We start from the raw sequence: 11,576 nt of genomic DNA, 5'->3' as shown, positions 1-11,576 counted from the left end.
TCCTCGAAGGAACAGCACTGCGAAGATAAGCAAGCCCTTCAGGCACTCACTGCCGGCAATCAGAAGTCCAGGTTGGACACCGCCAGGGCATTGCTCTCGATAAACTCACGGCGCGGCTCTACCGCGTCGCCCATCAAGGTGTTGAAGATCTGGTCGGCGCCAATGGCGTCTTCGATCGTCACCTTGAGCATGCGGCGCACGGTTGGGTCCATGGTGGTTTCCCACAGCTGATCCGGGTTCATCTCACCCAGACCTTTATAGCGCTGGATGGTGTGGCGCTTGGTGCTCTCTGTCATCAACCAGTCCAGGGCTTCCTTGAACTCGGTCACAGCCTTCTTGCGTTCGCCACGTTGTACGTAGGCGCCTTCATCGAGCAACGTGCTCAATTGCGCGCCGAGGGTGACAACGGTTTTATAGTCGTTGCTACCAAAGAAGTCGCGGTTGAAGGTGACGTAGTTGGACAGACCGTGGGAGATCAGTTCGACCTCTGGCAGCCAGACATTGCGCTCGCGGTCTTCGCGCAGGCTGGCCTTGTAGACCAGACCGGACTTCTCGTTGTTGCGCAGGCGCGCTTCATACAGAGACAGCCATTCCTGCATTGCGGCGTGATCGCCCAGTTGCTCCAGGCTGACCGCTGGCAGGTAGATAAAGTGCTCGGTCAGCTCCTGCGGGTACAGGCGCGACAGGCGCTTGAGCGTCTTCATCACCATGCGGAAGTCATAGACCAGACGCTCCAGCGCCTCGCCGGAGATGCCCGGGGCTTCTTCGTTGAGGTGCAGGCTGGCATCTTCCAGCGCCGACTGCGTCATGTATTCTTCCATGGCGTCGTCGTCTTTGATGTACTGCTCCTGCTTGCCCTTCTTCACTTTGTACAGCGGGGGCTGGGCGATGTAGATATAGCCGCGCTCAATCAGCTCGGGGAGCTGGCGGAAGAAGAACGTCAGCAGCAGGGTACGGATGTGCGAACCGTCGACGTCAGCATCGGTCATGATGATGATGTTGTGATAACGCAGTTTGTCGATGTTGTACTCTTCGCGACCGATGCCACAGCCCAGGGCGGTGATCAGGGTGCCCACCTCCTGGGAGGAGATCATCTTGTCGAAGCGGGCCTTCTCGACGTTGAGGATCTTGCCCTTCAACGGCAGGATCGCCTGGGTGCGACGGTTACGACCCTGCTTGGCGGAACCGCCAGCAGAGTCACCTTCCACCAGGTAGAGTTCGGAAAGGGCAGGGTCCTTTTCCTGGCAGTCCGCCAGTTTGCCCGGCAGGCCGGCAATATCCAGCGCACCTTTACGACGGGTCATCTCACGGGCCTTGCGCGCCGCTTCACGGGCACGGGCCGCATCGATCATCTTGCCGACGACCAGCTTGGCTTCGTTCGGATTTTCCAACAGGAAGTCGGAGAAGTACTTGCCCATTTCCTGTTCGACCGCGGTCTTCACTTCCGAAGAAACCAGCTTGTCCTTGGTCTGGGAGCTGAACTTCGGATCCGGCACCTTGACCGAAATAATCGCGGTCAGACCTTCACGGGCATCGTCACCGGTGGTGGCGACTTTGTGCTTCTTCGCTAGGCCTTCCTGTTCGATATAGGTGTTCAGGTTACGGGTCAGTGCGGAACGGAAACCCACCAGGTGAGTACCGCCATCACGCTGAGGAATGTTGTTGGTGAAGCACAACAGGTTCTCGTTGAAGCTGTCGTTCCACTGCAGGGCGATTTCCACGCCGATGCCGTCTTCACGCTGAACATTGAAGTGGAATACCTGGTTGACCGCCGTCTTGTTGGTATTCAGGTATTCGACGAAGGCACGCAGGCCGCCTTCGTACTTGAACAGTTCTTCCTTACCGCTGCGCTCGTCCTTGAGGACGATACCCACACCGGAGTTCAGGAAGGACAGTTCACGAATACGCTTGGCCAGGATGTCCCAGCTGAAGTGAATATTCTTGAAGGTCTCGCTGGAGGCCTTGAAGTGAATCTGCGTGCCTGTGGTTTCGCTGTCGCCAACGATAGCCATTGGCGCCTGCGGAACACCATGGACGTAGGTCTGCTCCCAGATTTTGCCGCTACGGCGAACCGTCAGGACCAGCAGTTCGGACAGGGCGTTCACTACCGAAACACCTACGCCGTGCAGACCGCCGGAAACCTTGTAGGAGTTGTCATCGAACTTACCGCCGGCGTGAAGCACGGTCATGATGACCTCGGCGGCGGAAACGCCTTCTTCTTTATGCACATCAACCGGGATACCACGGCCGTTGTCGCGCACGGTGATGGATTCGTCCGGGTGGATGATGATGCTGATTTCGTCGCAGTGGCCGGCCAGCGCTTCGTCGATAGAGTTGTCGACCACCTCGAACACCATGTGGTGCAGACCGCTGCCATCGTCGGTGTCACCAATGTACATACCGGGACGTTTGCGTACGGCATCCAGGCCTTTCAGCACTTTGATGCTGGTTGAGTCGTACGTGTTTTCTTCGCTCATGCCTTCACTCCCGATGGTCGTGGGTCTGGGTGATACAGCCCTGTTCCACGTGGAACAGCGCAACTGGCGTTTCCGTCTGCCAGCCTTCCCTCAATAATTCGTGATCTACACAGGTGATAAAAACCTGGCAGCGTAATTCTTCAAGCAAGCGACATAGTGCGCGGCGATGCTGATCGTCCAGTTCGGACGGCAAGTCATCCACCAGGTAAATGCATTGACCACGCCGGGCCTGGCTGACCAGATGCCCCTGGGCGATACGCAATGCACAGACCACCAACTTCTGCTGACCGCGGGACAAGATATCCGCTGCATTATGAGCACCTAACCTAAGGCGCAAATCAGCACGTTGGGGGCCTGCCTGGGTATGACCCATTTGCTGATCCCGTTGGAGGGACGTTGCCAGAACTGCTTCCAGCTCCCGATCCTTATCCCAACCACGGTAATAGCTCAGCGTTAAGCCTTCTAGTTCAACTAGCTCGCTCAGGGTCTGTTCAAAGACTGGTTTCAAAGCCTTGATATAAGCGCGGCGATAATCGTCGATTTCGGCGCTGGCCAGGCACAATTCCCGGTCCCAGGCCGCCTGCGAAGCGGCGTCAAGTGTACCATGCCGCAGCCATGAGTTCCGCTGCCGCAGGGCCTTCTGCAGCCGCTGCCAGGTGGCCATAAAGCGCGGTTCCACGTGGAACACGCCCCAATCGAGGAACTGCCGCCGAATCTTCGGCGCACCTTCGAGCAATCGAAAACTGTCCGGGTTGATCAACTGCAGTGGCAGGATTTCCGCCAACTGCGCTGCGCTGCGAGCGTTTTGCCCGTCAATACGGATCTGAAACTCGCCCTGGCGATCCCTGGAAACCCCCAGGTTGCTGCTGCCACCTTCCGCCAGCTCGACCTGCCCGAACACGGTACAAGCCAGTTGGTCATACTGGATAACAGGCAGCAAGCGGGTACTGCGAAACGAACGGGCGAGGCCCAGCAGATGGATAGCTTCCAACACACTGGTCTTTCCGCTGCCGTTGGCGCCGTAAAGGATGTTGATGCGGGGAGAGGGGGAGATAGTCACCGGGTGCAGGTTGCGCACCGCGGTGACCATGACGCGACTGAGAGACATCTAGCGCTGGCTGAACATTAGGTGGCCGCGGTCCTTACAGGCGCATCGGCATAACAACGTAGGCGGAGTCATCGTTATCCGATTCCTGCACCAGGGCGCTGCTGTTGGAGTCGGACAGGATCAGACGCACTTGCTCAGTGGTCATCACGCCCAGGACGTCGAGCAGGTAGCTCACGTTGAAACCAATCTCCAGGGAGCCGCCGTTGTAGTCAACGCCCACTTCCTCTTCTGCCTCTTCCTGTTCCGGGTTGTTCGCCTGGATCTTCAATTGGCCATTGGCCAACTGCAGGCGGATGCCACGGTACTTCTCGTTGGAAAGAATGGCGGTACGGCTAAAGGCTTCGCGCAGGGCCTGGCGGTCGCCAAGGACCAGCTTGTCGCCACCTTTGGGCAGCACACGCTCGTAGTCAGGGAATTTTCCGTCAACCAGCTTGGAGGTAAAGGTGAACTCGCCGGTGGTCGCACGGATATGGTGCTGCCCCAGAACGATGCTCACATTGCCATCTGGCTCGGTCAGCAGGCGTGCCAGCTCGAGGATACCCTTGCGCGGCACGATGACCTGATGGCGGTCCGGCTGACCGATATCGGCCTGCATCGAGCACATGGCCAGGCGGTGGCCGTCAGTCGCGACTGCACGGATGATCCCGGCAGAGACTTCCAGCAACATGCCATTGAGATAGTAGCGAACATCCTGCTGGGCCATGGCAAAGCTGGTGCGCTCGATCAGGCGGCGCAGCTTGCTTTGCTCCAGGCTACAGGTCAGCGAGCCCGGGCCTTCTTCGACAGTAGGGAAATCGTTGGCTGGCAGCGTGGACAGGGTAAAGCGGCTACGGCCGGCCTTGACCACCAACTTCTGCTCGTCGACCTTGATATCGATGAGAGCGTCGTTAGGCAGGCTTTTGCAGATGTCCATCAGCTTGCGGGCCGGGACAGTGATTTCGCCTGGCTCTGCGGGCTCTTCCAGCTGGACGCGACCCACCAGCTCGACTTCAAGGTCGGTGCCTGTGAGCGAGAGCTGCTGGCCTTCGACAACCAGCAGCACGTTAGAGAGTACCGGCAAGGTCTGTCGGCGCTCGACGACACCTGCGACCAGTTGCAGGGGTTTCAACAGGGCTTCGCGTTGAATGGTGAAATGCATGGTCTAGTCCCTTGCCTTAATAAGCTGCGCGGAGTTCATCAAGTAGTCAGTGTACGCAGCAGGTTCTTGTAGTCCTCGCGAATATCCGCGTCGGATTCCTTAAGTTCATTGATCTTGCGGCATGCGTGCAAGACCGTAGTGTGATCGCGGCCGCCAAATACATCGCCGATTTCCGGCAGGCTGTGGTTGGTCAATTCCTTGGACAAGGCCATGGCGACCTGACGTGGACGTGCCACCGAGCGCGAGCGGCGCTTGGAGAGCAGGTCGGAAATCTTGATCTTGTAGTACTCGGCGACGGTGCGCTGAATGTTATCCACACTGACCAGTTTGTCTTGCAGCGCCAGCAGGTCTTTAAGCGACTCGCGAATCAGCTCGATGGTGATCTCGCGGCCCATAAAGTGTGAGTGGGCAATCACACGCTTGAGCGCACCTTCCAGCTCACGGACGTTGGAACGGATGCGCTGGGCAATGAAGAAGGCGGCATCGTGAGGCAGCTCGACCTTGGCCTGGTCAGCCTTCTTCATCAGGATCGCCACGCGGGTCTCCAGCTCCGGCGGCTCGACCGCAACCGTCAGGCCCCAGCCGAAGCGCGACTTGAGCCGCTCTTCCAGGCCTTCGATTTCCTTGGGATAACGGTCGCTGGTCAGAATCACTTGCTGACCGCCCTCCAGCAGGGCGTTGAAGGTGTGGAAAAACTCTTCCTGGGATCGCTCTTTACGGGCGAAGAACTGAATGTCATCGATCAGCAATGCATCGACCGAGCGGTAGAAGCGCTTGAACTCGTTGATCGCATTCAGCTGCAGGGCCTTGACCATATCGGCGACGAAACGCTCGGAATGCAGGTAGACGACCTTGGCATTCGGGTTCTTCTTTAATAGGTGGTTACCCACAGCATGCATCAAGTGGGTCTTACCCAGACCAACACCGCCATACAGGAAGAGTGGGTTGTAACCATGCTTGGGGTTGTCTGCGACCTGCCAGGCGGCTGCGCGCGCCAGCTGGTTGGACTTGCCTTCGACGAAGTTTTCAAACGTGAAGGTCCGGTTCAGGTAACTGGTGTGCTTGAGCGCACCTTCGACCTGGACAGTACGTTGCTCCGACCGAACGGGGGCCTGCTGCGAGGCGGCACCGGCCATAGGGTCAAAGCTGTCACGCGAAGGCTCTTCCTCGTTGCGCTGTACGGCTTTTTGTGCGGCGGGCTTGGCCGGCGCTGTGGCCACCGGCGCGCTGACTGGCGCCGCGGCAGCTGCCTGGGCTTGCGAGGCGGCCGCGGCCAAAGGTGCGTTAGGGGCGGCACGAGGGGCCGAGCTGCGTTTGCTGCCTATTAATAAGGACAGCGCCGGCGCCATGCCATTGCCATGCTCATTGAGCAGTTCAAGCAGACGGCCCAGGTACTTCTCATTGACCCAGTCGAGAACGAAACGGTTGGGCGCATACACGCGCAACTCGTCGCCTTCGGCTTCGACCTGTAGTGGACGGATCCAGGTGTTGAATTGTTGGGCAGGCAGCTCATCACGCAGAAGTTCCACGCACTGCTGCCAAAGTTCCACTGACACGGATATCCCCTAAGTTGAAAGCCGGTGAGGCAAAAACAGCGGCCATTGTAGCGGCCAGGGGCCGACTTATCCACACGAAGGTTGCCAATAGCCCATGAAGAATCAACGCGTTAAGGCTTAAATTTATGACGAATGGTATGTGCATAAGCTCTGTGGATAACCACCACTAAGCTCGTTGTAAAAGTGGGGGTCGAACTCTGTGGGTAAGTCGCCTGTGGATAAATACCCTTTCCATCCACAGCTTATCCGATAGCGCAGCACAGTCAGAGCACCGTTTCTCGACAGACTTGTCATCCTCTGTACAGTGCGGTTTTAAAGGGCTACTCAATGTTATCCACAGATAATGGCGGCATAAGCTTTTATAAGCTTTACAGAAGAGCTTTAAAATAAGTCCCTTCTTTATATCTATGTCTAAGCTGGCTGAACCCTCGCGCAGTCTGCCCAATCCTCCAATACCTAGATGAAAGGAAAAGCTGGTTGGAAATTGACCTAGAGGCTTGCTTTCTCTAGAATCGCCGGTCTCTTAAAACGGGGGCCATTCCGGCCCGTTGTGACGAACCAGGTAGCAACGCCATGAAACGTACTTTCCAACCAAGCACTATCAAACGCGCCCGCACTCACGGCTTCCGTGCTCGCATGGCCACCAAGAACGGTCGTGCCGTCCTGTCGCGTCGTCGCGCCAAAGGTCGCGCTCGTCTGGCAGTTTGATAATCCGGCACTGGTGGTGAGTCAGGACTACAGTCGGGAAAAGCGTTTGCTGACACCCCGGCATTTCAAGGCAGTCTTTGACTCCCCCACCGGCAAGGTTCCGGGGAAAAATCTCCTGCTCCTTGCGCGCAATAACGAGCTCGATCATCCCCGCTTGGGGCTCGTGATCGGCAAGAAGAGCGTCAAGCTCTCCGTTCAGCGCAACCGCCTCAAACGTCTGATGCGCGAATCGTTTCGCCTCCACCAGGAGATTCTGGTTGGATGGGATATCGTTATCGTCGCGCGCAAAGGTTTGGGGGACGTAGAAAACCCCGAATTAATTCAGCATTTCGACAAGCTCTGGAAGCGTCTGGCCCGTAACAAGCCAGTACCAGCGGCAAAACCCGAAACTGCAGGGGTAGACAGTCCCGATGCGTAAACTGGCACTCGTTCCGATCCAGTTTTACCGCTACGCCATTAGTCCCCTGATGGCCAGTCACTGTCGTTTCTACCCCAGTTGTTCCTGCTACGCATACGAAGCCATTGAAAACCATGGCCTACTGCGTGGTGGCTGGCTGACCTTTCGTCGTCTAGGTCGCTGTCATCCGTGGAATCCCGGTGGTTATGACCCGGTTCCACCTGTCCCTACCTCCCGTTCCTCTTCGATGGCCGAGTAATCATGGATATCAAACGCACGATCCTGATCGTCGCCCTGGCAATCGTGTCCTATGTCATGGTCCTTCAATGGAACCAGGACTATGGCCAGGCTGCCCTGCCGACTCAGAATGCTGCTGCCAGCAATAACGCTTCCGGTTTGCCGGATACGACTGCCGGTAACCAAGCTGCCGCCAATGACGATATTCCTCGTTCGGCAAGCGATACCAGTGCTCCAGCTGAAGCGCCAGTCGCTGTCAGCAAAGACCTGATCCGGATTAAAACCGACGTACTGGACCTGGCCATCGATCCACAGGGTGGTGATATTGCGCAACTGACGTTGCCGCTTTATCCACGTCGCCAGGACCATCCGGAAATTCCGTTCCAGCTGTTCGACAACGGTAACGAACGTACCTATCTGGCCCAAAGTGGCCTGATCGGCGCCAACGGTCCGGATGCCAATCCAGCCGGTCGTCCGGTTTTCTCGTCCGCACAGAAGACTTATCAACTGGCTGACGGTCAGGACCAACTGGTCGTCGACCTGAAGTTCAGTGAAGGCGGCGTCAACTACATCAAGCGTTTCACGCTTAAACGCGGTCTGTACGATGTGGTTGTGACCTACTTGATCGACAACCAGAGCGCTCAACCTTGGTCCGGTGCAATGTTTGCCCAGCTCAAGCGTGACGCCAGCGCCGATCCTTCCTCGACGACTGCAACCGGTACCGCGACTTACCTGGGCGCCGCCCTGTGGACAAGTTCCGAGCCGTACAAGAAAGTCTCGATGAAGGACATGGACAAGGCTTCTCTGAAAGAGAACGTCCAGGGTGGTTGGGTTGCCTGGCTGCAGCACTACTTCGTGACGGCCTGGATCGCCCCCAAGGGTGAGAACAACCTGGTCCAGACACGCAAGGACAGCAAAGGCAACTACATCATCGGCTTCACTGCGCCGGCAATGACCGTTGCTCCTGGTGCGACCGCCGAAACCAGCGCCACGCTTTACGCCGGTCCGAAAAGCCAGGCGGTGCTCAAAGAGTTGTCCCCAGGCCTGGAACTGACCGTCGACTACGGCATCCTGTGGTTTATTGCCCAGCCGATCTTCTGGTTGCTGCAACATATCCACAGCATCGTCGGTAACTGGGGTTGGTCGATCATCTTCCTGACCATGCTGATCAAGGGGATTTTCTTCCCACTGTCGGCCGCCAGCTACAAATCGATGGCGCGCATGCGTGCCGTGGCACCGAAACTGGCTGCCCTGAAAGAGCAACATGGCGATGACCGGCAGAAAATGTCGCAGGCCATGATGGAGCTGTACAAGAAAGAGAAGATCAATCCGCTGGGCGGCTGCTTGCCGATTCTGGTGCAGATGCCGGTCTTCCTGTCGCTGTACTGGGTTCTGCTTGAAAGCGTGGAAATGCGCCAGGCGCCTTGGATGTTCTGGATCACCGACCTGTCGATCAAGGATCCGTTCTTCATCCTGCCGATCATCATGGGCGCAACCATGTTTATCCAGCAGCAGTTGAACCCGACTCCGCCGGATCCGATGCAGGCCAAGGTGATGAAGATGATGCCTATTATCTTCACCTTCTTCTTCCTGTGGTTCCCGGCTGGTCTGGTGCTGTACTGGGTAGTGAACAACTGCCTGTCGATCGCCCAACAGTGGTACATCACACGTAAGATCGAAGCGGCTAGCAAAAAAGCCGACGCATAACTTACGCTGTGGATAACCACTCAAAACGCCCCCTAGTGGGGCGTTTTGCTATCTGTCATCTCTGTTTGAGGCCCGCCTGATGAGCGTCCCACGTGAAACCATCGCCGCCGTTGCCACCGCCCAGGGCCGTGGTGGTGTTGGCATTGTGCGCATTTCCGGCCCGCTGGCGAAAATGGCGGCGCAGGCCTTTACCGGTCGCGAGCTCAAACCGCGCTATGCGCATTACGGCCCGTTCGGCGGTGAGCATGGGCAGGTTCTCGATGAAGGCATCGCCCTCTACTTTCCGGGACCGAACTCCTTTACCGGCGAAGACGTTCTGGAATTGCAGGGCCATGGCGGCCCCATCGTGCTCGATATGCTGCTGCAACGTTGCCTGCAACTGGGTTGCCGTCTGGCGCGCCCGGGTGAATTCAGCGAGCGGGCGTTTCTCAATGACAAACTCGACCTGGCCCAGGCCGAGGCCATTGCCGATCTGATCGAGGCGAGTTCTGCACAGGCGGCGCGCAATGCCCTGCGTTCCCTACAGGGCGCTTTTTCCCTGCGTGTGCATAACTTGACTGAGCAATTGATCGGCCTGCGGATCTATGTCGAGGCGGCCATCGACTTCCCGGAAGAGGAAATCGACTTTCTGGCCGATGGCCATGTGCTGAACATGCTCGATAAGGTTCGCGCTGAGTTATCCACAGTGGTGCGCGAAGCCGGGCAGGGCGCTTTACTGCGCGACGGTATGACCGTGGTGATTGCGGGTCGGCCGAATGCCGGCAAGTCCAGCCTGTTGAATGCCCTGGCCGGCCGGGAAGCGGCTATCGTCACCGAAATCGCCGGCACCACGCGCGATGTCCTGCGTGAACATATCCACATTGATGGCATGCCCCTGCATGTGGTCGATACGGCCGGGTTGCGCGACACCGATGATCAGGTGGAAAAGATCGGCGTTGAACGCGCATTGAAAGCCATTGGCGAAGCTGATCGGGTCCTGCTGGTCGTTGACGCGACGGCGCCGGAAGCGCTGGATCCCTTTGCCTTATGGCCGGAGTTCTTGGATCAGCGACCGGATCCGGCGAAGGTCACGCTGATTCGCAACAAGGCCGATCTCACGGGTGAGGCAATGGCCCTGCAGGTCAGCGCCGACGGCCACGTTACGATCAGCCTGAGTGCCAAGGCAGCAGGCGAAGGGCTTGAATTGCTGCGCGATCATCTCAAAGCCTGCATGGGGTATGAACAGACGTCCGAAAGCAGCTTCAGCGCTCGCCGTCGGCATCTGGAAGCCTTGCAGCAGGCCAGTGCCTCCCTGGAGCACGGCCGTGCCCAGTTGACCCTGGCAGGCGCCGGCGAGCTATTGGCCGAAGATTTGCGCCTGGCCCAGCAAGCCCTCGGCGAAATTACCGGTGAATTCAGCTCCGACGACCTGCTGGGGCGAATCTTCTCCAGTTTCTGCATCGGCAAGTAACCCGCTCAGGGGTTATCCACAAGCCATCCCTCCTGTGCGCAGCTGCTCCCGCTGCGCAGCTTGCATGCCTCGCTGACCCGGATCCCCAGAGCTGACGGTATGGCCCTTGCCTGGGCAACGTTTCGATGTGTCAGGCCTCTATGCTGGATAAACGCGAGCCCAGGATCTACATCACGTCTATCGGCAAAGGCCCGCTGATCAAGCTGTTGCCGAAACCCGTTCTGCTCAGTGTGCTCTTGTCCAAGATCAGGCAGGTATTTCTGCGGGACCAGCTGAGTGGCTAATCCATGCGCCCATTGCTGAACGCGCACTGTGAGTAACGCTCTAGGCTAAGCAACAACACTGCTCCCGAATGTCGCGATAAAACGTGCACCAACCGATATCGAGCGGCCGGGCTTGTCCACCGTCGAGTACAACGGGTCGACCAAGAACAGGCATGGCGAGGGCTTTCCTCATGATTGCATCCGACCTGATTCAGCCTTCCAGCAGATCTTTCCTGAACCTCCTCTAGAAAATTCCAGTTCTTCCCGGACTGGGACGCTTAGGTGTGGCTGAAATTTGAGGGATTAAGGCGATTATTCTGAAATAAGCCCTGTGCATAACCACGCCTTAGCTAGGTTGATAACCCCACCTGAAAACTGAGGATGGATGCCTCTGTGGATAACATGCACTTTAATCCACAGGCTTAACGCACTTATCCAGATTGCTCAGCACCACCTAGCCACAGCCTTTAGGTTCTCTGTACACATTGAAAATAAAGGCTTACAGAGATCTATCCACAGAAATGACGTGCACTAG

Annotated in this window: 9 protein-coding genes; 5 read left to right on the top strand and 4 right to left on the bottom strand. The window is 57.5% G+C overall.

What is annotated here, in order from left to right; translation table 11 throughout:
- Positions 1 to 59: 59 nt before the first annotated feature.
- Genes gyrB through dnaA form a run of 4 tightly spaced genes read right to left on the bottom strand, consistent with a single transcriptional unit; the run spans position 60 to position 6,279 of the window.
- Positions 60 to 2,477 carry a DNA topoisomerase (ATP-hydrolyzing) subunit B gene (gene gyrB / locus NPS46_RS11125; RefSeq protein ID WP_274107017.1) on the bottom strand — a complete coding sequence of 806 codons (2,418 nt, stop codon included), beginning with the start codon at positions 2,475 to 2,477 and terminating at the stop codon, positions 60 to 62.
- Positions 2,478 to 2,481: 4 nt separating this feature from the next.
- The gene (gene recF, locus NPS46_RS11120) at positions 2,482 to 3,585 is read right to left on the bottom strand and encodes a DNA replication/repair protein RecF (protein WP_274107015.1); all 1,104 of its coding nucleotides are present in this window, start codon (positions 3,583 to 3,585) and stop codon (positions 2,482 to 2,484) included.
- A gap of 34 nt (positions 3,586 to 3,619) precedes the next feature.
- Positions 3,620 to 4,723, bottom strand: coding sequence for a DNA polymerase III subunit beta (dnaN, locus tag NPS46_RS11115; RefSeq protein WP_274107013.1), 1,104 nt, complete (start codon positions 4,721 to 4,723; stop codon positions 3,620 to 3,622).
- 38 nt (positions 4,724 to 4,761) lie between these two features.
- A complete protein-coding gene (gene dnaA, locus NPS46_RS11110; RefSeq protein WP_274107011.1) occupies positions 4,762 to 6,279 on the bottom strand; it encodes a chromosomal replication initiator protein DnaA in 1,518 nt (505 codons plus the stop codon).
- Positions 6,280 to 6,852: 573 nt separating this feature from the next.
- On the opposite strand from dnaA, the gene rpmH reads away from it, so the two are divergent.
- The 5 genes from rpmH (at position 6,853) to mnmE (ending at position 10,778) form a co-directional block, all read left to right on the top strand.
- Positions 6,853 to 6,987, top strand: a complete 135-nt coding sequence (rpmH, locus tag NPS46_RS11105) for a 50S ribosomal protein L34 (RefSeq protein ID WP_003213577.1) — start codon at positions 6,853 to 6,855, stop codon at positions 6,985 to 6,987.
- A gap of 16 nt (positions 6,988 to 7,003) precedes the next feature.
- The gene (rnpA, locus tag NPS46_RS11100; RefSeq protein ID WP_274107132.1) at positions 7,004 to 7,405 is read left to right on the top strand and encodes a ribonuclease P protein component; all 402 of its coding nucleotides are present in this window, start codon (positions 7,004 to 7,006) and stop codon (positions 7,403 to 7,405) included.
- Positions 7,398 to 7,643, top strand: coding sequence for a membrane protein insertion efficiency factor YidD (yidD, locus tag NPS46_RS11095; protein ID WP_027901580.1), 246 nt, complete (start codon positions 7,398 to 7,400; stop codon positions 7,641 to 7,643). Before rnpA ends, yidD begins: the two co-directional genes overlap by 8 nt.
- A gap of 2 nt (positions 7,644 to 7,645) precedes the next feature.
- On the top strand, positions 7,646 to 9,328 hold the full coding sequence (yidC, locus tag NPS46_RS11090; protein ID WP_274107010.1) for a membrane protein insertase YidC: 1,683 nt from the start codon (positions 7,646 to 7,648) through the stop codon (positions 9,326 to 9,328).
- A gap of 79 nt (positions 9,329 to 9,407) precedes the next feature.
- Positions 9,408 to 10,778, top strand: coding sequence for a tRNA uridine-5-carboxymethylaminomethyl(34) synthesis GTPase MnmE (gene mnmE / locus NPS46_RS11085; protein ID WP_274107009.1), 1,371 nt, complete (start codon positions 9,408 to 9,410; stop codon positions 10,776 to 10,778).
- Positions 10,779 to 11,576: the final 798 nt, after the last annotated feature.

Origin of the sequence: Pseudomonas putida (genome assembly GCF_028682395.1) — a bacterium.
Taxonomy (GTDB): Bacteria; Pseudomonadota; Gammaproteobacteria; order Pseudomonadales; family Pseudomonadaceae; genus Aquipseudomonas; species Aquipseudomonas putida_AB.
Note: the sequence above shows the minus strand (reverse complement) of the source record. Positions and strands in the feature narration are given on the sequence as shown.

Bases quoted from the DNA above. Each gene is read 5' to 3' on its own strand.
- gyrB (WP_274107017.1), bottom strand. From the start codon at position 2,477: ATGAGCGAAGAAAACACGTACGACTCAACCAGCATCAAAGTGCTGAAA.
- recF (WP_274107015.1), bottom strand. From the start codon at position 3,585: ATGTCTCTCAGTCGCGTCATGGTCACCGCGGTGCGCAACCTGCACCCG.
- dnaN (WP_274107013.1), bottom strand. From the start codon at position 4,723: ATGCATTTCACCATTCAACGCGAAGCCCTGTTGAAACCCCTGCAACTG.
- rpmH (WP_003213577.1), top strand. From the start codon at position 6,853: ATGAAACGTACTTTCCAACCAAGCACTATCAAACGCGCCCGCACTCAC.
- yidD (WP_027901580.1), top strand. From the start codon at position 7,398: ATGCGTAAACTGGCACTCGTTCCGATCCAGTTTTACCGCTACGCCATT.
- yidC (WP_274107010.1), top strand. From the start codon at position 7,646: ATGGATATCAAACGCACGATCCTGATCGTCGCCCTGGCAATCGTGTCC.
- mnmE (WP_274107009.1), top strand. From the start codon at position 9,408: ATGAGCGTCCCACGTGAAACCATCGCCGCCGTTGCCACCGCCCAGGGC.